General features: G+C 43.2%; 19 protein-coding genes. 5 read left to right on the top strand and 14 right to left on the bottom strand.

The window, feature by feature from the left end:
* On the bottom strand, positions 1-1,287 hold the full coding sequence (locus QM873_RS04330) for a homoserine dehydrogenase (RefSeq protein WP_414278876.1): 1,287 nt from the start codon (positions 1,285-1,287) through the stop codon (positions 1-3).
* A 248-nt stretch (positions 1,288-1,535) separates the two neighbouring features.
* Here QM873_RS04330 and QM873_RS04325 point away from each other — a divergent pair, with 248 nt between their 5' ends.
* Positions 1,536-2,426 (top strand): polysaccharide deacetylase family protein, encoded by an 891-nt coding sequence (locus tag QM873_RS04325; protein WP_414278875.1) that lies wholly within the window; start codon positions 1,536-1,538, stop codon positions 2,424-2,426.
* Positions 2,427-2,484: 58 nt separating this feature from the next.
* Here the strand turns inward: QM873_RS04325 and QM873_RS04320 are convergent, their stop codons facing one another.
* From QM873_RS04320 to QM873_RS04285, 8 genes are all read right to left on the bottom strand, one after another.
* The gene (locus QM873_RS04320; protein ID WP_195347945.1) at positions 2,485-3,441 is read right to left on the bottom strand and encodes an ABC transporter permease; all 957 of its coding nucleotides are present in this window, start codon (positions 3,439-3,441) and stop codon (positions 2,485-2,487) included.
* A 2-nt stretch (positions 3,442-3,443) separates the two neighbouring features.
* A complete protein-coding gene (locus QM873_RS04315) occupies positions 3,444-4,499 on the bottom strand; it encodes an ABC transporter permease (RefSeq protein ID WP_414278874.1) in 1,056 nt (351 codons plus the stop codon).
* On the bottom strand, positions 4,492-6,024 hold the full coding sequence (locus QM873_RS04310) for an ABC transporter ATP-binding protein (RefSeq protein WP_414278873.1): 1,533 nt from the start codon (positions 6,022-6,024) through the stop codon (positions 4,492-4,494). Before QM873_RS04310 ends, QM873_RS04315 begins: the two co-directional genes overlap by 8 nt.
* A gap of 137 nt (positions 6,025-6,161) precedes the next feature.
* Positions 6,162-7,217 (bottom strand): BMP family lipoprotein, encoded by a 1,056-nt coding sequence (locus QM873_RS04305; RefSeq protein WP_006596011.1) that lies wholly within the window; start codon positions 7,215-7,217, stop codon positions 6,162-6,164.
* A 78-nt stretch (positions 7,218-7,295) separates the two neighbouring features.
* A complete protein-coding gene (locus tag QM873_RS04300) occupies positions 7,296-7,685 on the bottom strand; it encodes a cytidine deaminase (protein ID WP_048687941.1) in 390 nt (129 codons plus the stop codon).
* Entirely contained in the window at positions 7,672-8,334 is a 663-nt protein-coding gene (gene deoC, locus QM873_RS04295) for a deoxyribose-phosphate aldolase (RefSeq protein WP_061564122.1), read from the bottom strand. Before deoC ends, QM873_RS04300 begins: the two co-directional genes overlap by 14 nt.
* Before the next feature lie 22 nt (positions 8,335-8,356).
* Positions 8,357-9,634 carry a pyrimidine-nucleoside phosphorylase gene (locus QM873_RS04290; RefSeq protein ID WP_414278872.1) on the bottom strand — a complete coding sequence of 426 codons (1,278 nt, stop codon included), beginning with the start codon at positions 9,632-9,634 and terminating at the stop codon, positions 8,357-8,359.
* Positions 9,631-10,224 carry a class I SAM-dependent methyltransferase gene (locus QM873_RS04285; protein WP_120701810.1) on the bottom strand — a complete coding sequence of 198 codons (594 nt, stop codon included), beginning with the start codon at positions 10,222-10,224 and terminating at the stop codon, positions 9,631-9,633. The genes QM873_RS04290 and QM873_RS04285 overlap by 4 nt, the downstream gene beginning before the upstream one ends.
* Positions 10,225-10,319: 95 nt before the next feature.
* Here QM873_RS04285 and coaA point away from each other — a divergent pair, with 95 nt between their 5' ends.
* From coaA to QM873_RS04270, 3 genes are all read left to right on the top strand, one after another.
* A complete protein-coding gene (gene coaA, locus QM873_RS04280) occupies positions 10,320-11,240 on the top strand; it encodes a type I pantothenate kinase (RefSeq protein ID WP_195323782.1) in 921 nt (306 codons plus the stop codon).
* 106 nt (positions 11,241-11,346) lie between these two features.
* Positions 11,347-11,595 carry a 30S ribosomal protein S20 gene (rpsT, locus tag QM873_RS04275; RefSeq protein ID WP_023023719.1) on the top strand — a complete coding sequence of 83 codons (249 nt, stop codon included), beginning with the start codon at positions 11,347-11,349 and terminating at the stop codon, positions 11,593-11,595.
* A gap of 65 nt (positions 11,596-11,660) precedes the next feature.
* A complete protein-coding gene (locus QM873_RS04270) occupies positions 11,661-12,191 on the top strand; it encodes a DNA topology modulation protein (RefSeq protein WP_195323781.1) in 531 nt (176 codons plus the stop codon).
* A 26-nt stretch (positions 12,192-12,217) separates the two neighbouring features.
* On the opposite strand, the gene QM873_RS04265 is transcribed toward QM873_RS04270, so the two are convergent.
* The gene (locus QM873_RS04265) at positions 12,218-12,796 is read right to left on the bottom strand and encodes a TetR/AcrR family transcriptional regulator (protein ID WP_048687917.1); all 579 of its coding nucleotides are present in this window, start codon (positions 12,794-12,796) and stop codon (positions 12,218-12,220) included.
* Between the two features lie 127 nt (positions 12,797-12,923).
* Between QM873_RS04265 and QM873_RS04260 the strand changes: the two genes are divergently transcribed.
* Positions 12,924-13,766 carry a DegV family protein gene (locus tag QM873_RS04260; protein WP_195323780.1) on the top strand — a complete coding sequence of 281 codons (843 nt, stop codon included), beginning with the start codon at positions 12,924-12,926 and terminating at the stop codon, positions 13,764-13,766.
* Between the two features lie 364 nt (positions 13,767-14,130).
* Here the strand turns inward: QM873_RS04260 and QM873_RS04255 are convergent, their stop codons facing one another.
* The 4 genes from QM873_RS04255 to QM873_RS04240 all read right to left on the bottom strand — a co-directional run bounded on the left by QM873_RS04255 (position 14,131) and on the right by QM873_RS04240 (position 21,404).
* Entirely contained in the window at positions 14,131-15,777 is a 1,647-nt protein-coding gene (locus QM873_RS04255) for a hypothetical protein (protein ID WP_414278871.1), read from the bottom strand.
* Complete coding sequence (locus QM873_RS04250) at positions 15,767-16,510, bottom strand: ABC transporter ATP-binding protein (protein WP_006596000.1); 744 nt, start codon at positions 16,508-16,510, stop codon at positions 15,767-15,769. Before QM873_RS04250 ends, QM873_RS04255 begins: the two co-directional genes overlap by 11 nt.
* Before the next feature lie 106 nt (positions 16,511-16,616).
* Positions 16,617-18,191, bottom strand: coding sequence for a M20/M25/M40 family metallo-hydrolase (locus QM873_RS04245; RefSeq protein WP_195323941.1), 1,575 nt, complete (start codon positions 18,189-18,191; stop codon positions 16,617-16,619).
* A gap of 120 nt (positions 18,192-18,311) precedes the next feature.
* Complete coding sequence (locus tag QM873_RS04240) at positions 18,312-21,404, bottom strand: CocE/NonD family hydrolase (protein ID WP_414278870.1); 3,093 nt, start codon at positions 21,402-21,404, stop codon at positions 18,312-18,314.
* Positions 21,405-21,653: the final 249 nt, after the last annotated feature.

Genomic DNA, 21,653 nt, shown 5'->3' with positions numbered 1-21,653 from the left:
TTATTCTCCCAATACTTTAAAGGTATTCAACAAGGTGAAGTCAGCTTCAGCATCAATTTTCTCAATGATGTGGTGCAATTGTGTTTGATTCAATTGGTGAGTGATAATCACAACACGAGCCACAGAATCTTTGGCACCTGATTGGAGAACCTGCTTAAAGGAAACATCTTCTTGGTTGAAAATTTGTGCCAACTTGAGCAATTGTCCCTTCATATCAGGAGTTTGAATAGAGAAGTAATAATCACTCTTCACATCTTCTGGTTTAGCCAATTGCACAGGACGGCTGTATTCGTTAAAGGCTTTTCCAATTGTTCCCTCATTGAGGCGACGAACAATGCGAATAATGTCAGCGACTACACTAGTGGCTGTTGGTTTTTGACCTGCACCAGGACCGTAGTACATAGACTCACCAATCCCGATCGATTCCACATAGACTGCATTCATGACACCATTCACGCCAGCTAGTGGGTGTGCTTTTGGTAAGAAGGTTGGAGTTACTTCTGCTGAGAGACCAGAAGGAGTTTCTTCGATAGATCCCACCAATTTGATTACATAGCCTAAACTTTGAGCCACAGCAACATCCTCAGGAGTAATGTTGCGGATCCCCTTATGACCTACTTGGTCAAACTGAACGTTCATCCCAAAAGCAAACTGGCTCAAAATCACCATTTTGTAGGCCGCATCAATCCCATCTACGTCATTGGTTGGGTCACTTTCCGCATAGCCCAACTCTTGGGCCTTAGCTAAAGCATCTTCATAAGACCAGCCCTCTTCGACCATCTTGGTCATCATAAAGTTGGAGGTTCCATTGACCACACCGAGTACGCGAGTCACTTTATCTGCAGCGAGAGAGTTTACCAAGGTCCGAAGAATTGGAATCCCTCCAGCTACTGCTGCTTCATAATAGAGGGCAACGCCATGCTCTTTGGCAATCGCAATCAACTCAGCTCCATGAACAGCAAGCAAATCTTTATTAGCTGTTACGACATGTTTTCCAGCTTGAAGAGCACGGGTGATAAAGGTCTTAGCTGGCTCAATTCGACCCATCAATTCAACAACGATGGCAATGTCTTTGTCTTCAATGATCTCATCAACATTGGTCACAAAGTTATAGCCATGACCAGCAGCTAATAAGCGGGCTTTCTCTTCTTCATCTTTGACAAGAACTTTAGCTACTTCAATTTCAGACTGAGCAGCTTGGCTGATCTTTTCATGGTTTTCTTTTAATAAAAATGGTACGCCACTGGCAACAGTACCAAATCCTAGTAAGGCAATTTTTACAGACATGTTGGTCTCCTTAAAAATCTAATATAGTCTATTATATCAAAAACTAGCCCCTTCTGACTAGTTCTATGGCCTTCTTCCTCTACAAGAACTCCACTTTCTCAGATTTAAATCTTCTCACTAAACGTACTAGCAAGCCATTCCTTCAAAAATCAAGGAGATTTCCCAAAATTTTAGTCCATTTGTAACTTTGTCTTGAAAAGATTTCCTGCCCCTATGATATAATGATAATGAATTAGAAAGGGGTCTCTATGAATCACCGAAAAAGACGTGTCCCAAAGAAAATACGCTTACTACTTATTTTAAATGCTTTTCTGCTATCCTGCATCTTCATTTTAGGCTTTCTTCTATTAAAACGAGCTGCTAGTACTCCCGTTGCTGACAAGCAAGAAACAAATACAAGTCAGACTGTGAATCAGCAAGGCTCCACCACTAAATGGGTAAAACAAGATCAACCTGTAAAAATTCCAATTCTCATGTACCACGCTGTTCACACGATGGCTCCTTCTGAAGAAGCCAATGCCAATCTCATCGTGGCACCAGAAACCTTTGAGAGCCATCTCAAAGCTCTTAAAGAAGCCGGCTACTATACCTTGACACCTGAGGAAGCCTATCGGGCACTCACTAAAAATGAACTGCCTGAAGGGAGAAAAGTCGTTTGGTTGACCTTTGATGATGGAATTGCTGACTTTTATACCATAGTCTATCCACTCTTAAAAAAATACCAAATGACCGCAACCAACAATATCATTACTTCCTTTTCTGACGAGGAAAGACCCAGTGTTTTAACCTTCGATCAGATCAAAGAAATGAAAGCCCAAGGTATGACCTTTGAGAGTCATACAGTATCTCATCCAGACTTGGCTCAATCAGATAGCTCTCGTCAGAAATCTGAACTCGCAAATTCCAAACAAGTACTAGATAAGAAACTCCATCAAACCACTACCACCATTGTCTACCCTGCCGGTCGCTACTCTGATGTCACCATGGAACTAGCAGAAAAAAATGGCTACAAAATGGGCTTAACGACCAATAATGGACTAGCCAGTCTAGATGATGGCCTTTACTCACTAAATCGCTTGCGAATCTTACCGACTACGACAGCAAAAAACCTACTTGCAGAAATGCAAACTAATCCATAAACGTACAAAAAGCACGAGTCCAAATGACTCGTGCTTTCTTTCTCCATAATGGAGGCTTTTATTTCGATTTGATGTAGTTCACACCATCTGCTTTCGGTGCAACCGACTTACCAAAGAAGGCTGCTAGGACAATGATGGTCAATACATACGGGGCAATACGGAGGTAAACTCCTGGAATATGGGCAAGGAAAGGAATCTGCGTAGATACAACTGCCAAGGCTTGTGAAAGTCCAAAGAATAGACTGGATAGCATGGCACCGATTGGGCTCCATTTACCAAAGATCATTGCCGCTAGGGCGATAAATCCAGGTCCTACAATGGTAGTTGCAGAGAAATTAACAGAAGCAGATTGCGCATACAAGGCACCCCCAACTCCTCCTAAGAATCCAGAGATGAGCACACCATAGTAACGCATGAGGTATACATTAATTCCAAGGGTATCAGCAGCTTGTGGATGTTCACCAACTGAGCGAAGGCGAAGACCGAACTTCGTTTTAAACATGATAAACCATGCTACAAATGAAAATCCAATCGCGACATATCCCATTAAGCTTGTATTCTTGAAAAAGATATCTCCAATGACAGGGATATCAGACAAGAAAGGAAAATCAAATTTACCAAATGACAAATCGATATTGTTGGTTTGACCTTTTCCGTAGATTGCTTTTACCAAAAAGACAGCTAAGGCAGGAGCCAACAAGTTCAATACCGTACCACTCACCACGTGATCAGCACGGAAGTTGATAGTAGCTACAGCATGGATAGCAGAGAAAATAAGACCAACCAAACCACCTGCAAGGAGAGATAACCAGATGGTCATGCCACCAAGAGAGTCAGCAAAAGTCAAGTTAAACACGACTCCTGTGAAAGCTCCCATAACCATGATACCTTCCAAACCAACGTTAACAACACCAGCATGTTCGGAGTAGGCTCCTCCGATACTAGTGAAAATGAGGGGAGCAGCATAGACCAGCATATTCGATACAAGAATCGTTAGTATAGCAACAGTATTCATCCTTACTCTACTCCTTTCATTTGTTTTTTAGGCTTGATGTATTTTTCGATAATGTAATGAGCACTTACAAAGAAAATAATCGAAGCTGTCACAATATTGACAAGTTCTGGTGGAATGGTCGCTGTGGTCATACCTGGCGCACCTGTTTGCAAGGTTCCAAGCAAGAAGGCCGCAAAGACAATCCCAATAGGAGAATTGCTAGCAAGGAGGGCCACCGCCATCCCATTAAATCCAATAGCCAAGGAACCAGGTTGAACATAAATGTTCTGGAAGGTACCAATCCCTTCTACTGCTCCACCGATCCCACAGAGAGCACCTGAAATCACCATGGAAAGAATGATGATTCGTTTAGCAGACATCCCTGCATAATCGGAAGCATTCGGGTTAAGACCAACGGAACGGATTTCAAAACCAAGTGTTGTTTTCTTAATAATGAACCAAACTACTGCAACAGCAATCAAGGCGATAAAGATACCGATATTCATCCGTGACTTGGTTAATTCAGTCAGAAAGCCTAGACGATAACTTGCATTTGCCCCTACTGTGATACTGGATTCAGAATCGACCATGAACTTTTTAGGGAAGTTCCGGATGATTTCATTTCCAGCAAACAGGACGATGTAGTTCATCATAATGGTAACGATGACTTCACTCGTTCCCAAAAATGCTCGCAAGATACCTGGAATCAAACCAACAAAACCTCCTGCAATTGCAGCCACAAGTACTGTCAAAGGAATCATTAAGATACGAGGGAGATCTGGGAAAGATAAAGCGAACCATACTGCCGTAATCCAACCAGCCAAGGCCTGTCCTGGTAAGCCAACATTGAAGAATCCAGCTCGGCTAGCTACTGCAAATCCGAGAGCGATCAACACCAGTGGTCCCATGGCGCGGAAAATTTCACCCACATTTTTAATAGAACCAAAAGCTGTCTTGAAGAGTTCTTCATAACCCCAAAGAGCATCATAACCAAAGATCCACATGATGACGGCTCCAAGGATGATTCCTAGGATTACAGAAATAAAAGGAATAGCAATTTGTCTTGTATTTTTATTCATTTGAAGCCTCCTTGATTTCTCCACCAGCCATTAGAATTCCAAGCTCTTGTTTGTTGGTCTCAGATGGCTTCACAATACCTTGGATTTTTCCATCATGAATAACAGCAATCCGGTCTGATAGGTTTAGAATTTCATCTAATTCGAAGCTGACAACGAGGACGGCTTTTCCTTTATCACGTTCGTCAATCAAACGTTTATGGATGTACTCAATCGCACCAACGTCCAACCCACGTGTCGGTTGGCTAACGATTAACAAATCTGGATTCCGATCAACTTCACGAGCAATAATGGCCTTTTGTTGATTTCCTCCTGATAGAGCACTTGCTGGAACAATCTCGTTGGCTGCACGAACATCAAATTCTTCCATCAACTTGCGGGCATATGAATTGATTTGATTGTAATTCAACACACCGTTTTTGCTAAGTGGTTCTTTGTAGTAAGTTTGAAGTGCGATGTTTTCAGAAAGCATCATTTCGAGAACAAGACCATCACGATGACGATCCTCAGGAACGTGGCTGACATTCATTTCAGTAATCTTACGTGGGGAAAGACCAACAACTTCTTGTCCCTTAATTTTAATACTACCTGATTTGACTTTACGAAGTCCAGTAATAGCCTGAATCAATTCACTCTGACCATTACCATCAATCCCTGCAATCCCAACAATTTCGCCTGCACGAACATTAAGAGATAGCTCTTTGACTGCAGGAACTCCGCGGTTTTCATTCACGATCAAGTCAGAAATTGCAAGAACCACTTCTTTCGGTTGCGCTTCTTCCTTTTCCGTTACGAACGAAACTGAACGCCCAACCATCATCTCTGCCAAATCTTTATTGGTAGCACCTTCGATGCTAACGGTTTGAATGGATTTCCCACGACGAATAACTGTGACACGGTCCGCAACCGCACGAATTTCGTCCAGTTTGTGGGTGATGAGGATGATAGATTTCCCTTCTTTAACAAGGGCTTTCATGATATCCATCAACTCCAAAATTTCAGCAGGAGTTAGCACCGCTGTGGGCTCGTCGAAAATCAGAATATCAGCTCCGCGATAGAGTGTCTTCAAGATTTCTACACGTTGTTGAGCACCAACAGAAATATCTTCAACTTTTGCTGTAGGATCCACAGCCAAGCCGTAGCGTTCTGACAATTCAAGGATATCTGCATTAGCTTTTTTCAAATCTAATACGCCTTTATTAGTGACTTCGCTACCAAGAATGATATTTTCTGCAACAGTGAAAGCTTCCACCAACATGAAGTGCTGGTGAACCATCCCAATCCCTAGAGAAGCAGCCTTTGAAGGAGAATCTAGTTTTTCAGACTTCCCATTGACCACAATTTCTCCGCTCGTTGGTTCCAAAAGACCAGCCAACATATTCATCAGGGTTGATTTCCCAGCTCCATTTTCACCAAGAAGTGCATGAATTTCACCTTTACGCAATTCGAGGTTGATTTTGTCGTTTGCGACAAATTCACCAAAGATTTTGGTAATTTCACGCATCTCAATGACGTTTTCGTGTGCCATTCGAATATTCCTTTCTAGAAAACTATATTTTATTTCAGTAGGACCTGCTAAACGAGTTAGTAAGTTCTATTGAGACAAAATGTCCCAACACCTCATAAAAAAGCGACCCAAGAAGGATGGATCGCTTCCGGAAGGTTTTATTTCTCAGGTGCTTTTACACTACCATCGATAATTTGTTTTTTAGCATCTTCTACTGCTTTTTTAGCATCTTCAGAAAGATTAGAAGTTGTCAAATCAACACCACCATCTTTCAAACCAAATGTGATCACTTTTCCACCTGGGAATTTGCCATCAGCAGTTTGAGTTGCGATTTCTTGAACAGTTTTACCAACTTGTTTTAAAGTTGAAGCCAATACGAAGTTAGATTCTTTACCATCTTTTGAAGTGTATTTACCTTCGTCAACTTGGTCACGGTCTACACCAAGAACCCAAACTTTTTCGTCTTCATTTTTCTTCTCGTTCAAGTCTTTTGCTTCCTTGAAGACACCAGCTCCTGTACCACCAGCAGCTTGGTAAATAACGTCAGCTCCTGCAGCGTATTGTGTCGCTGCAATAGTTCTTCCTTTTTCAGGGTTGTTGAAGTCTTCAGCATATTGTACGTCTACTGAAATGTCTTTGTTTACAGACTTCACGCCTGCTTCAAATCCTTTTTCGAAACGAGTGATAACTTCACCACGTGCTCCACCGATGAAACCAACTTTGTTAGTCTTAGTTGTTTTGGCAGCAGCAACCCCTGCAAGGTAAGCAGCTTCATTATCCGCAAAAACAGCAGATGCTACGTTCTTTTTATCTCCTACAACAGAGTCAATGATAACGTAGTTGATATCAGCATTTTCATCTGCAGCAGCTGTAACAGCTGGAGCAAGTTTGTAACCAACACCGTAAACTAATTTGTAGCCGTTTGTAGCAGCTTGGCTAAAGTTATTTGCAAAATCTGCTTCACTTGTAGATTGGAAATAAGTGAATCCGTTATCTTTAGAAAGACCGTTTTCTTTACCCCAAGCTTGTAGACCTTCCCATGCAGATTGGTTAAATGATTTATCATCAACACCACCTGTGTCAGTAACGATAGCAGCTTTTAAATCAGTTTTTGCATCTGAAGAATCTTTGCGAGACGCACGATTTCCACATGCAGCAAGTCCGATTGCAGCGACAGTTACTAGACCTAGGCCTAACCATTGTTTCTTGTTCATTTCTGAACCTCCTAAATAAGATATGCAACTAAGTTGCGGATTAATGAAAGGGTCAATAGACCGCCTTTACAGATGTTACTAGGTAAGATCTGTAAAGGAATATGGAAGCAATTCCTTGACCGTCATCACGACCGTCGATTTATCTTTGGCTACCAGAGTAACCGGTAGGTCTGGCTCGAAAAATTCAGCCATCACCTGGCGACAAGCACCACAGGGTGAAACTGGTTTTTCCGTCTGACCATAAATAATTAATTCCTTAAATGAACGCTCCCCTTCTGAAACAGCCTTAAAGATGGCTGTCCGCTCGCCACAATTGGTCAAGCCGAAGCTCGCATTTTCAATATTGACGCCTGTATAAATCTTCCCCTCATCTGTCACAAGAACAGCTCCAATTGGAAAATGAGAATAAGGTACATAAGCATTCTCACTTGTTTTTACAGCTAGGTCAATCAACTCAGTAGTCGCCATGGGCTACTTCTCCCTTCATGATTGCTACTCCAGAGGAAGTGCCGATTCGGTTAGCACCCGCTTGGATCATGGCTTGTGCATCCTCATAGCTACGAGTACCTCCAGATGCTTTCACTCCCATATCCGGTCCAACAACCTGGCGCATGAGGGCAACATCCTCAACAGTTGCTCCTCCAGTAGAGAAACCAGTTGAAGTTTTGACAAAGTCTGCTCCTGCCAATTTGGCAATCTGGCAAGCCACTACTTTTTCAGTTTCGGTCAATAAGCAGGTTTCGATGATCACTTTTACCAAGCGATCACCACTTGCATCTACAACAGCCTGAATGTCCTCTTCTACTAATGTCAGATTTTTTGATTTCAAGGCACCGATATTGATGACCATATCGATCTCATCGGCTCCATTTTGGATGGCATTTTGAGTTTCAAATGCTTTAACAGCTGGTGTATTTGCGCCAAGAGGGAAACCAATCACTGTACACACTTTTACATCTGAATCCCGAAGTCCTTCTGCAGCGAAGTTGACCCAGGTCGGTTGGACACAAACACTTGCAAAATCATATTCTTTCGCTTCTTCGATCAAAGCCTCGATTTGTTCTTGTTGTGCATCAGGTTTTAATAATGTGTGGTCAATATATTTGTTTAATTTCATTAATAAATCTCCCCCAAATGAATTACGAAACAATTTCAATAATTTCTGAAACGCTTACAACCTTGTCTAGTATTTTAACATTTTTTTGGAATTCTGCAATGGTTTTTTGACTAATTTCTAAATTTGTATAAATAGTTGCAACAAGGTCGCCTTTTTGAACAGGATCCCCAACTTTCTTAGCAAAAACAATCCCTGTTTCATAGTCCAAATCGTCTGATTTGACAGCTCTGCCAGCTCCTAGACGCATAGCGAAGAGTCCGTGTTCCATAGCAGGCAAGGCTACAATATAGCCATCCTCTTCTGCATAGACAGGCACTTGTTCTTTTACCTGAACTGGACGATAGAGATCGTCTAAATCTCCACCTTGAGCAAGGACCATTTCTTCAAACTTCTTCAGTGCTTTGCCGGCTGTCAGATGCTGCTTGATTTCTTCCAAGCTGGCCGTCACCCCGCCGAGTTCCAGCATAATTTGAGCCAATTCACAAATGAAGTGAGTCACATCTTCTCTACCTTTGCCTTGAAGAATATCTAAGGCTTCAAGAATTTCGAGACGGTTCCCGATACTGGTTCCTAAAGGCTGGCTCATATCTGTCAAAACAGCAATGGTCTTACGACCAACAGCATTACCAAGATCCACCATGGTACGAGCTAGTTCACGCGCATCCTCAATGGTCTTCATAAAGGCCCCTTCTCCAACGGTGACATCGAGAAGGATGGCATCTGCTCCAGCCGCAATCTTCTTACTCATAACGGAGCTAGCAATCAATGGAATCGTATCAACCGTCGCTGTCACATCCCGAAGCGCATAGAGAAGCTTATCCGCCATGACCAATTGGTCCGACTGTCCAATGACAGAAAGGCCAATCTCTTGTACTTGTTTAATGAACTCTTCCTGGGTCCGCTCAATTTGGAATCCTTTAATCGATTCTAGCTTATCAATAGTCCCACCTGTATGTCCAAGGCCACGTCCACTCATCTTAGCTACTGGGACACCAAAGCTCGCCACTAGAGGAGCCAATACAATCGTTACTTTATCCCCTACACCACCTGTAGAGTGTTTATCCACCTTGATGCCTTTAATAGCAGAGAGGTCGAATTGCTCCCCTGTTTCTACCATCTTCATGGTCAAATCTGAGATTTCTCGCGTCGTCATCCCTTTGAAGTAAACCGCCATGGCAAAGGCAGCCATTTGATAGTCTGGGACTGTTCCAGCCACATAGCCTTCAATCAGCCAGTGAATTTCTTCTTTAGTCAATTCAATGCCATCGCGTTTTTTCTGAATGATATCTACAGCTCTCATGCGGTTTTCTCACTCCTTAAAATATAATAACCCTTGTCTTTTTTTAGGATTTCACAATTTCCAAAGACTTCTTCCATCTTTGCCTTCGCACTTGGAGCACCCTGTTTTTTCTGAATGACAATGGTTAAATCGCCACCAGGTTTCAAATGATCAAAGCTTCCAGAAAGTACTTCATGAACTACCTTTTTCCCAGCCCGAATCGGAGGGTTACTGATAATATGGTCAAAACATCCCTCAACCTGATCATAGACATTGGATTGGAAGATAGTAGCTTCGACCTGATTGAAAGCCGCATTTTTCTGAGCCAGATCAAGGGCACGTGTATTGACGTCTACCATAGTTGCATGAACCCCTTGCGCCTTAGCCAAAGAGAGACCAAGTGGGCCATAGCCGCAACCAACGTCCAAAACTGTCTCTCCTGGCTGAAATGCCAGACAAGACAAGAGGACCTGACTGCCAAAGTCGATCATTTTCTTACTAAAAACGCCCGCATCCGTCAAAAAATTCATCCGCTCTCCTAGAAGGACCACATGTAACTCATGGATATCATGTTGGGCATCTGGATGTTCGTCATAGTACATTTTACTCATATTAGCATTATAGCATAATTTAACCTATTTTTAAATCGTTTACAGAAGATCTCAAAACTGATATACTAAAGGTCACTATGGAGGAAAGGCTTGCAATGGATAAAGAATTTCTACATTTCGAAAAGATCAATCGACAAACTTGGCAAAATCTCCACCGGAAATCAACCCCTCCTCTATCTGAAGAGGAATTGAATTCAATCAAGAGTTTTAACGACCTCATTAGCTTGCAAGATGTAACAGATATCTACTTACCCTTGACACATCTGATTCAAATCTACAAAAAAGCGAAAGAGGATTTAGCATTCTCAAAAGGCATCTTCCTCCAACAGGAAAGTAAAAAACAGCCTTTTATGATTGGAATTTCAGGGAGCGTGGCTGTCGGCAAATCAACGACGAGTCGTCTCCTTCAAATCCTTCTTTCTCGGACCTTTTCAGATTCTACTGTTGAATTGGTGACCACCGATGGTTTCTTGTATCCCAACGCCACCTTGATTGAACAAAACAATCTCAATCGCAAGGGCTTCCCTGAAAGTTATGATATGGAGCTCCTTTTGGATTTCCTCAACCAACTTAAAAATGGTCAAAGCTATCAAATCCCCGTCTATTCTCACGAGATTTATGATATCGTCCCTGACCAGAAGCAAACCATCCAAGCTGCGGACTTCATTATCGTGGAAGGGATCAATGTCTTTCAGAATCCCCAAAACGATCGGCTCTATATGACAGACTTCTTTGACTTTTCCATCTATGTGGATGCTGAGGTTGCTAATATTGAGTCCTGGTATATCGATCGCTTTAAAAAGTTGTTAGACCGTGCGAAAGATGACCCAAGCAACTACTACCACCGCTTTACCAAGCAGCCTGAAGAAGAAGTCCTCGCTTTCGCTCATCAGGTATGGGAGTCGATCAATCTCTTAAATCTAAAAGACTATATCGAGCCCACCCGGAACCGAGCCGAACTGATCCTGCACAAATCTGCCAACCATGAGATCGACGAAATCTATCTCAAGAGATAAAAGTTTTAAGACAAAATGATCTTTAAAAAATAGCGATTCGAAGAAAAATTAGTTTGGGCTTGTCAAAAGAAAAGTTTTCAGATATAATAAGAGAGTTAGAATATCATTGGAGGTGAAAAAATTGGCAAACATTAAATCAGCTATCAAACGCGCTGAATTGAACGTTAAACAAAACGAAAAAAACTCAGCTCAAAAATCAGCTATGCGTACTGCAATCAAAGCTTTTGAAGCAAACCCATCTGAAGAACTTTACCGCGCTGCTAGCTCAGCTATCGATAAAGCAGAAACTAAAGGTTTGATCCACAAAAACAAAGCTAGCCGTGATAAAGCACGTCTTGCAGCAAAACTTGGCTAATCAAGTATTGCATACAAAATGAGCTCTCCGGAGCTTTTTTTGTTGCTTCCAAATGAGGAGAAGACATGAAAATTATGATTATCGGCTATTCAGGATCTGGTAAGTCAACTTTGGCTGAAAACCTAGCCCGCTACTACTCCATCCCCAAGCTCCACATGGACACCCTTCAATTTCAACCGGGTTGGATAGACAGTGACCGGGATTGGATGGAGCAAGAGATGAGACAGTTTCTCAGCGATCATAGAGACTGGGTAATTGATGGCAATTACTCTTGGTGCTGCTATCAGGAGAGAATGGAGCAAGCCGACCAGATTATCTTTCTCAACTTCTCTCGTTGGAACTGTCTCTATAGAGGGTGGAAACGATACCGCCGTTATGAAGGCCGCGTCCGTGAGAGTATGGCAGCCGGCTGCCCTGAACGCTTTGACTGGGAATTCATCCGTTGGATTCTCTGGGACGGTCGAACTAAGAATGCCAAAGAAAGGTATCGAAATATCCGTTCTACCTATTCCGATAAATTCATCACTCTCAAAAACCAAAAGGAACTGGACCGTTTCCTAGATAAAGTAAAAAATGATCTACTGGAATCGAAGTAAACACTCGATCTAGTAGATCATTTTTCTTATTTTCTTTTCTTTTGAGGAAACAAGGGAAGACCTAAGGAAGCCATCTTCTCCGCCGGAACCTTCATGCCATCCTTGATCCATTTGGCCAGGACAGAGACAATGGCTGAGCTGAGGAAGGAATTCAAATAACTAGCTGGTCCTTGTGAGGATTTCTGACTTTTACTCCTCTTTTCTAGAAATTCATAAACAGCCTTGGTGAGTAGTTTCTCAAAATTATAATCGACGGCCAAGCTGATAATGCGGGCTTCCTTCTTGGCCTCTTTAAAGAGATAGACCCAAATCTGGTACAAATCGGTCTTGAAATTATAGCCTTCCAAAGACTTGGTAATCTTCGAAACAGTTGATTGGAAGATGGATTCGAGCAATTCTTCTTTTGACTCATAATTTCGGTAAAAAGCTGCACGAGAAACGCCTGCTCTCTCCACCAATTCTGAAATAGTAATCTTTTTCAAGTCCTTTTTATCCAACAACTGAAGCAAGGAAATCTCCAAGGATTCCCGTGTGATGGCATTGCTTTCTTGATTGGATCGCTTTAGGTTCGCTAAGGATTTTTCGGATATCTTTCTTTCTGCCATAACACTTACTTTCTATCTGTATCATCTGAATGTATCTGCTTTCAGAGAATGCAACTTCATGATATAATTGTAAAAAAAGACTAACTACTTGTCAATGTACAATTTTTTACATTTTGAGGTAATAAAAATGAAATGGAAAATTATTGCAGATTCTGGCTGTGATTATCGTACTTATGAAAGTGCTGCACCAGATACTAGCTTTGTTTCAGTTCCCCTTACCATCCAGATTGGTGAGACCATCTATACAGACGACGCCAACTTGGATACAGACAAAATGATGGAAGATATGTATGCTACTACTACTGCTTCCAAATCAGCTTGTCCTAGTCCTGATGACTATATGAAAGCCTTCGAGGGTGCTGATAATATCATCGTTGTTACCATCACTGGTACGTTGTCTGGTAGCCACAATAGTGCTCAGGTCGCAAAAAAACTTTATCTAGAAGACCATCCTGCAACCAACATCCATGTGATCGATAGTTTATCCGCTGGTGGTGAAGTGGACCTCCTCGTCCGCAAACTCCATCAACTCATCGCTCAAGACCTTGACTTTGATCAAGTGGTCGAAGTCATCACCAAATACCAAGAAAAAACCAAACTGATCTTTGTCCTGGCTAAGGTCGATAATTTGGTTAAAAATGGTCGACTTAATAAAATTATCGGAACAGTTGTCGGCCTCTTAAACATCCGTATGGTCGGCCAAGCCAGCGATACCGGAACCCTTGAACTCCTTCATAAAGCCCGTGGCCAAAAGAAAGCTATTTCCACTACTTTTGAAGAAATGCTCAAAGCCGGCTATAAAGGTGGACACATCACCATCGCTCACCGCCGCAACGATAAATTCGTAGAACAACTCTCTGCCTTGGTACATGAAAAATTCGCCAATGCGGATATTGAAGTTCTTCCGACCTCTGGCCTCTGCAGCTTCTATGCTGAAGAAGGTGGCCTCTTAATCGGCTATGAAATTTAACAACTAATTATAAAAGACTGGAACTCATTCCAGTCTTTTATAATGTAGACAAACTATTTTAAAGTAAAATAAGTTAAGCGATTCTGCAGAAATAGAAATGAGTTCCAATTTTTAAATCGATTCAAAAAAATACCAAAACTTTCCGCTGTGAGAAAAGTGCCTGAAACGTTATTGTTTCAGGCACTCGGAATTATTGAGACCTTAGGCTCAATAATTAGTCTTGGAACTTCGAAGAAGTTCGCTGACGTCCGTACTCACCTAAGGAAAGTTTTTAATATGACTTTGTCTTCAATCTGAAAAGCTAGAACTCATTCCAGTATTTTAAAATACAGATTCCCTCCGGTCAGACCAGAGGGAATCTTTTTTATTCACCAATCTCTTGGTTAAATTTATAAAAAGTACGTTTATAGATAGAAACAGTTGCAAGAGCTCCTATAGTTGCAATGAGAAGATAAATCACACTAGCAATCAAGGTGGTGAAGGCCACAGCAGAGAGATAGAAAGCAAATCCTATCAAAATCAGCATGACGATAATAAAGATAAAGATTAATAAGCCTCTCAGGGCAGCATTTCCTCTATTACGGTTCATCAGATCTGTCACAGTCGACCAATTGGTGGTTAAGAGCTTGTAATCACGTCTAAAAGCGATCACACTCAAACTCAAACTGGTCAAAAACCAAATTAAAAGCATGGCTAGAAGGGAGAGGGGATGGACCCCAAAGTAGCAAGATACCCCTACTAAGAGCACGATCGGCAAAGCAGATTGGACCGAAAAGAGGCTCCAAAATTTCTTCAAACAATAGCGTTTAAAGTCAATCGGAAGGGCACGAAGATAAGCGAAATTTTCCCGCTCCAAGGAGATCCCAATACTGGTCAAGCTTTCCACAGAGTTGAAGACTCCAATCATGAAAGCAATCAGCGATAAAGGAAGGAGGTATTGGGGCGTGAGGTAGTTTTCAATTTGAAGGGAAGCTCGCGAAGCCCCTAGAAACAAGCCAAAGGTGAACAGATAAGGGAAAATCGCCATCATGAAGATGACCTGCGTCAGCAAGGTACCATCACTCAGAAGCCGTTTATGATAGGAAACAGTAAAACGATGAAAGGCCTTCTGATCTCCTAGCTTCATCTGACTCACCCGCTCCTTAACCGCATGACTAGAAGAAACCTCAAGGGCAGCATCATAGAAATGAGGCAAGACCTGACTTTTGACCAGCCAAAGGAGGACTGCTAGAACCAATACCCAAGCCAAGATCCCAAGTAGAGCTCCTGAATCCAAAGGATTCAAGATAAAGGTATGGAAGACCTCTATCGGAGGAAAAATGCTGGGTTGAGTGACCAAATCACCAGCTACCGAGTGCTCTGACTGGAGCATATTGATATAGAGATAGGCTCCAATAGAAATGAGACTACTCAATCCAATGATGAGGTTAGACACCAAACTGGTGTGTTTCTTAAAGACAGCTGATTTGGTAATCAGATGGGATAGGAACAAGGTGCCTAAAAAGAGGATGGAGAGGAGAATCATGGCGCAAAGAAGGCCAAGAAGGAGCCCCACCAGAATATTTCCCCCTGCTTGGATAGGAAGAATGATGAAATAACTAATCATTGGAAGCAGGGCCATCAGGAGCACTAAGATGACCGAAATACTCTTTCCTGCAATTACTTCTGCATCCGAAAAGGCATAGGGACGGTAAAATTGTAAATCCTTGCTTTCGTAAAAGACATTGTAAAAACTCATCAAGCCTTGGGATATGGCTAAGAGCGCAAAGAGCGTAATCATATTGACAAAGGGACCAGGGCTAGAGACAAAATCATTGGCACTAGAAAGTATCCCAAAAAGGAAGAGATAAAGGAGACCGATAAATATATAGGTCCGAATGGACTGGGCGGAAACATTGACCTTCCTAGTCGGATCCTTTTCCTGCTTCTTTCTAAATTTCGCTAATTGGGCGGGCTGAGTCGCATAGATAATGTTGACATCGACTAGGCGACGAACCATTTTAAGACGCATCTGGACTCACCTCTTCTCTTCGACCAGCCAGTCCAAGATAAATGGACTCTAGGCTTTGTTCTGGGTGTTGCCCCTTTAATTCCTCGATAGTTCCATAAAAGATGAGGTTCCCCTTCTTCAGAATGGCAATCTTATCACAGAGCTGTTCTGCTACTTCGAGGACATGGGTAGAGAAGATGACAGTGTTGCCCTTATCAGCATGCTCCCGCATCATCTGCTTCAGATCGTAAGAGGCTTGGGGATCCAAACCAGTCATGGGCTCATCTAGAACCCAGATGTCTGGATCAGATAAAAGAGCCCCAATAACAAAGACCTTCTGCCGCATCCCATGAGAGAAAGACTCGATAACCTCATAACGATGACTAGCAAAGTCAAACAGATGCAGCAAATGCTCCAAGCGGTCATCACATTCCTGCTGGCTCATATCATAAGAAGTAGCGACCAACTCCCAAAATTCATTGGCCGTCAAACGAAGGAAGAGATCTGGCGAATCGGCTACGTAGCCAATTTTCTTCTTTATTTCCAAGCGATTACTATAGAGATCCTTCCCATCTACTAGGATTCTACCAGTCGTCGGGGTAATGACACTGACCAGACTCTTAATGGTCGTTGATTTCCCGGCTCCATTATGGCCGATCAAGCCGACAATTTGCCCATCTTCAATGGTTAAGTTCAAATGGTTCAATGCCAGTTGACCATCGTAATCCTTGGTTACACCTTGAAATTCAATCATAGATTCTCCTTCTTCCACTCCACTTTCCTGATGAAAGCAAATATTTTCCTTATATTGCCTATATTTTAATCCTCTTTTCCTCTCTTGTCAATGGAAAACTTAAGTATTAAAGCAATTCTTCAAAACGGTAGAGAAGGTCAAATAGATAGTTAGGGATGGTCTCCAGGAGATCCTCCCTATAGACCCGCTCCCCTCTTTGATGGAGTTCCTTGCCCCAAGGTCCTAAATTGATTGCCGGAACTTGGATCTGGGCAATTTTTTCCAAATCCAACTCGTAGACTTGAGAAGGGGTCGCCAAACTATCCAAGACGACCTGATAGCTTGCTAGGTCTCTCTCCAAGGCGCAATAACTGGTGTCACAAATTCCCATGAAGTATTCCTCTACCTTCAGGCTCAGGCCGCGTCTTCCTAAATAGTGGCGGTAATCATCCACCAGGGTGCCAATTTTGAGACTGGTGTTTGGTAAAGAGCGACAGTTCATGGATGGGTAATAGGGTGGTGCAAAGCCAATGACGACCAATGGCGTTTTCTCTGCTAGGAAGTCTAAGTAAGCTTGGATCTGCTGAATGGCAATGGCCTGATAGCTGACTCCAGATAAGAAAGCTTGGTAAGCTCTTTGCTTACACTGGTCTTGGAAGTTTGAAAAGCCTTCCTTCTTTTGGCAACGATCCAGCAATTCTTGATAGCTGATCACCCTTGGTTGACCTATCACATGTTCTTGGCCTGCTTGGTTCTGGAGGGACAGGTATTTGACGTAAAACTCATCAACCACTTCCTGGCTCAACTCCTTGATGCGTTGTAGCAATTCCTGAGGGGTCTTTTTCAGATGCAGCACACTGAAATAGCCAGCAGCATAGAGGACCGTCGATACATCATACTGGTCCTTCAAATCTCGCAGATAAGACCAAGAAGGGAGAGGAGACTGCTCTCCCAGCGCTTGGTCGGATAGGTCTGGATGGAGATCCAATTTCGATGCGACTGCGATTAATAGAGAGAGGGCGTTGATTCCTTTTAGAGGCTCCTTCATATGGGATAAGACACCCTGAGCCACGACGACTGGCATGAGCTTGCCGACAGTACCGATGTGCAGGACCTTCTCCTTATCACTAGTGGCTTCAAAGGGTTCTGAATCGACCGCTAAGACATAGTCCAAGTCAAACTCATCTTTTAACTGACAGAGCAAACTTAATGCTCCTCTCATCCCACGTGAATAGGACTCCTCATCTCCCACAGATAGGTAGAGGAGGTTGACCTGACCTCCTTCTGGATCGGAGGCGTAGGCTTCTAAGACACCCAGTTGGAGCGCTAAAGCCGCCTTCATGTCACAAGAACCTCGTCCAAATTGCCATTGGCCAGAATCTAGGTCCTCCTGCATTTCTGATCGAAAATCAATGCCCTTCAAGGCATGAACCAGTGCCTCGGAATCCAAAGCTATAGGGGCTAGGGGACCGTAATCTTCTAGATCTACCGTATCGTGGTGGTGAAAAAGGATCACTGTCTTTTTCTTGCCCTTATCGACCAAGGCCCAATTGACACTGCGATGAAGATGGTCATTGGGAAGAGGGTAGCGACCAAAGTGCTGGGGGTGACTCTTGAAATATGGAATAGACCCAATTCGTTGGTCTAGATAGTCTTCTATCTCCCTTTCTGTCTCGGTATTAGTAAAGCTCGGTATGGACATTGCCTCTTGAAAAATGGTGGCAATTTGTTCTTGGAAATGTTCTATGGATCTCAATGGAAGCCTCCTTCTGATGGACTGGATCCTTTGATATGCTATCACCCTTGGGCGATCAGTCTGGTATTATTGATCTTCTTTGCGACGGTAGACAACTTTCCACAAGCTAGTCGCAAGGACGGTTATCAAGCCATAAACTGTCCAGATATTTACTGTTTCTCCAGTTTCAGGCAAGTGAGCTTCCTCCTTTTCAGGCAAGCGAGCGACACTTTCCTCTCCTTGACTTTTGCTTTCGCTGACGTGTGCTAATTGAGCCAATTCTTCTTTCTGTTCTTTACGGAAGTCCATTTGGTCTCGTCCAACTGGTGGTTGTTGTTCCAGATGACTAGCTTGATCAACAACAGAGACCTTACCGGCTTCTTCCACTACAGTAGGCTTCTTCTTAGCAATTGGGAGAATACGATCTGCCAAGCTTGCATATTCAGTATCCTTTTCACTTGGCTGGTAGCGGAATAAGAGCGACCGACTAGCTTCGACAGTTGGGATGGTTGTTGAAATAGAGTCTGTCTTGAAGGTCACTTCATATGGATCCGCAAAATAGATATAATCCGGATCATAGGTATGTAGGCTCAAGACCAGACGATGACCTTTCTTCACTGTGTACAAGTTTGGTTGCAAGTACATGGTGTAATCATGGAATTCATTTTCTTTGACATCAATAGAATGACTAGAACTTGCTGAGTCATAGCGAGATGCTGGATTAGCCAAATTCATCCAACCACGCGCAATCACCACACTCTTAACCTTGTGGGTCTTATAACGTTTGAGAGGCAGAGTCTCTAGGTTGCTACCGTTCCAGTAACCTGTCTCATCGATGGTTTCTTTTTCCAGTGTGCGCGTGCTGTAGCCATCTTTATCATAGGTGATTTCTTCCTTAACGACATCAAATTCCTCATCGGAAACATCCATCAGGGTCGCACTGACATGGGCATGGTTCTTGTCTCCCTTGACAAAAGCTGCGCTAAAATGCACCGGAATATGACCTTTAATGGTCGTATCTTGGTCGACGGTGGCTGCATAGGAAGCTGCCACTTCGGAAGAATGGAAGGCTGCATCCTGGTTGCGTGTTGTCCAGTTGTTTCCCGTGCCATAATAATCCCCCGTTACCGTTACCTCTTCACGCTTGGAGTAGATCCGACCTGAGATAGCTTGATCCGTATCCCATTTGTCAAAACGGTGCCACTTGCTAGGATCCAAATTGTCCTGAGCCGTTACTTGTGGGAGATTTTCAATGCCATTTTCGATACCGTAGAGGTAATGGCTATACCAGAGATTCATCAGGTCATTAAAAGCTTGTCCTGCCACTTCTGTCCCTGACCAACGCGTGGATGGATAGATGTGATTGCCCTGGTGGAGCAAGACCTTGGGATCGATTCCTGCCTTCTTATAGGCTTCCAGCATAAGTTCGAAATGTTTAGGCTTGACGTTGTCATCATTGAGCCCTTGGATAATGAGAGGAGCTGCCTTTAAGTTGGCTGCGTTGAGCGTGTAGTCGCGTTTCGCATATTCTTCGTTATAATTATGACCATCCTTGTGTTGGAGTTCATTGAGCTTGGTGATGTAGGCTGCATAGTAATCCTTGACCTTGTCCCAATCTTCCTTGTCAAGGATACGACCAGAGGTATAGACAGATAACCAGGAAAGGTCATTGGAAGCACCTGTATCAAGGGGAGATCCTTGGCTGTTGAAATGGTCATACCAACTGGCAATCCCTGCTGCTGGCACAATGGTCTTGAGACCTTCCACTCCAGTAGACGCCACTCCAAAAGTTGTCGTACCTGCCCAAGACAAGCCTGTCATGGCTACATTTCCATTGGACCAGTCTGCCTTGACTTCATGGTTGCTAGTCTTATCTGAGTAGGCTTTACGTTTGCCGTTAAGCCACTCCACGATATTCTTGTAAGCTGCCACTTCAAGGTCTGAGCCGGTCGTATTGATCCCATCGGATCCTTTTGAGCCCAAGCCACTGCTGGTCACCACTGCATAGCCACGAACCAAGTAGTAATTGTACCAGTTGAGATTTTCATAGTCATAGTGTGTATAGTCATTCGAGCTTTCACGAGGATTGACATAATACCATTCTTTTGGATCGGTCGCTTTGGCTACTTCTTCTGTCGTTACAGTTTTGCTGGCTTGGCGTTTGGCAGGTTTTTCATAGAGCTTGGCCATCTCGAAGTTTCCACCTTCTTTGAGACCAATTCCCTCTAAGGTACGCTCTTCGGTCGTCCCTGTTACATAAGGGCTAGCTTCAAAGATACTGGCAGCCTTATAGTCCCCATTGACAGCAGCTTTTGGCACCTGTACAAAGGTCTTGACTAAATCCGGTTTGCCATCTCCATCCGTATCATAGTCAGTTTCAACATAGACAATATAGCGGACGATGTCACTCTTATCATAGGAATAATGCTCAATATCATCCCCAGGTGAAAATGGGAAGATGGGCTGGGCTCGTCCATTCAAAAAGAGAGGTTTCTTCCGCTCTGCTCGGTATGCAGTATGGAGCTTTTTAGCCACTTCTACCATGCTGGAGAGATCCGTGACCGGTGCAGAACCCTCTACTCCCTCCTTGACCATTCCTAAGCTCTTAGCAAATGCCAATCGATCTTTATCGGTAGACCCGACTTGATTCTCCTTGGTCGAGGCCCAGTTCAAGAGCTGGTTGACAGCGTCTATCACTGTAGCTTCCTTCTTCACATCTGACTCTGCTACTGGTTGACCAGTCACTTCTGAAAGTTCTCCTAGAGTCACTTTAGGAGCGCTAGAAACTGGAGAAGGATTCTTCTCTGCAACAGACACTTCTGCTGATTGAGGAGCATCACTAGTAGGCTGGACTGGAGCTTTTTCTGCTACAGCAGTCTCCTTGGTCGGAGAGGATTCATTTCCCGTTGTCGGCTGAATCGTTGTAGGACCTGTTTCAGCAGTCGCTTGGTCCAAGTTAGGTTGATTCGTAAGCTCCTTCTTAGGAGACAGCTCCCCACTTGCTGGAACTGCATCTGAAATAGGAGTGGCTTCAGCTGTACTTGGCTGTCCCACCTGGGTAGTCAAGGCTGGTTCTACACCATTCGTAGCTACTTCCTCCGCCTGGACATGGCGCGCCAAAACAACTGGACTCAGTAACAAACTTGCAAAAACAATCGAAACAAGGCTAGATTTTTTCATATACAAACTCCTTTGAAAGGTGTCGTTTTAACGGTTTATCCGAAACGACAATAAGTAGACAAGATCATTTTTCAATAGATGCAGTAAAAACGAACCCTCCTTTCAACAACGGCATCTCCTCCTGTCCGCAAGCTAGAATTCCTCTCATTTGGTATACAGCTAGCTTTCAAACAGGATAACAACTTAACTGACAGCAGGGAAAATCCTACAGACATTCCTTCCTGTCAATCAAATGATGGAGACACTTCT

It is taken from the genome of Streptococcus australis (assembly GCF_047463015.1).
Classification (GTDB): Bacteria; Bacillota; Bacilli; order Lactobacillales; family Streptococcaceae; genus Streptococcus; species Streptococcus australis_F.
Note: the sequence above shows the minus strand (reverse complement) of the source record. Positions and strands in the feature narration are given on the sequence as shown.

Coding starts and splice junctions, on each gene's coding strand:
- QM873_RS04300 (WP_048687941.1), bottom strand. CDS start 7,685: ATGGCGACTACTGAGTTGATTGACCTAGCTGTAAAAACAAGTGAGAAT.
- QM873_RS04265 (WP_048687917.1), bottom strand. CDS start 12,796: ATGGCAGAAAGAAAGATATCCGAAAAATCCTTAGCGAACCTAAAGCGA.
- QM873_RS04260 (WP_195323780.1), top strand. CDS start 12,924: ATGAAATGGAAAATTATTGCAGATTCTGGCTGTGATTATCGTACTTAT.
- QM873_RS04315 (WP_414278874.1), bottom strand. CDS start 4,499: ATGAATAAAAATACAAGACAAATTGCTATTCCTTTTATTTCTGTAATC.
- QM873_RS04250 (WP_006596000.1), bottom strand. CDS start 16,510: ATGATTGAATTTCAAGGTGTAACCAAGGATTACGATGGTCAACTGGCA.
- QM873_RS04240 (WP_414278870.1), bottom strand. CDS start 21,404: ATGAAAAAATCTAGCCTTGTTTCGATTGTTTTTGCAAGTTTGTTACTG.
- QM873_RS04305 (WP_006596011.1), bottom strand. CDS start 7,217: ATGAACAAGAAACAATGGTTAGGCCTAGGTCTAGTAACTGTCGCTGCA.
- QM873_RS04330 (WP_414278876.1), bottom strand. CDS start 1,287: ATGTCTGTAAAAATTGCCTTACTAGGATTTGGTACTGTTGCCAGTGGC.
- QM873_RS04320 (WP_195347945.1), bottom strand. CDS start 3,441: ATGAATACTGTTGCTATACTAACGATTCTTGTATCGAATATGCTGGTC.
- QM873_RS04255 (WP_414278871.1), bottom strand. CDS start 15,777: ATGCGTCTTAAAATGGTTCGTCGCCTAGTCGATGTCAACATTATCTAT.
- QM873_RS04245 (WP_195323941.1), bottom strand. CDS start 18,191: ATGTCCATACCGAGCTTTACTAATACCGAGACAGAAAGGGAGATAGAA.
- QM873_RS04310 (WP_414278873.1), bottom strand. CDS start 6,024: ATGGCACACGAAAACGTCATTGAGATGCGTGAAATTACCAAAATCTTT.
- QM873_RS04285 (WP_120701810.1), bottom strand. CDS start 10,224: ATGAGTAAAATGTACTATGACGAACATCCAGATGCCCAACATGATATC.
- QM873_RS04325 (WP_414278875.1), top strand. CDS start 1,536: ATGAATCACCGAAAAAGACGTGTCCCAAAGAAAATACGCTTACTACTT.
- deoC (WP_061564122.1), bottom strand. CDS start 8,334: ATGAAATTAAACAAATATATTGACCACACATTATTAAAACCTGATGCA.
- QM873_RS04270 (WP_195323781.1), top strand. CDS start 11,661: ATGAAAATTATGATTATCGGCTATTCAGGATCTGGTAAGTCAACTTTG.
- coaA (WP_195323782.1), top strand. CDS start 10,320: ATGGATAAAGAATTTCTACATTTCGAAAAGATCAATCGACAAACTTGG.
- QM873_RS04290 (WP_414278872.1), bottom strand. CDS start 9,634: ATGAGAGCTGTAGATATCATTCAGAAAAAACGCGATGGCATTGAATTG.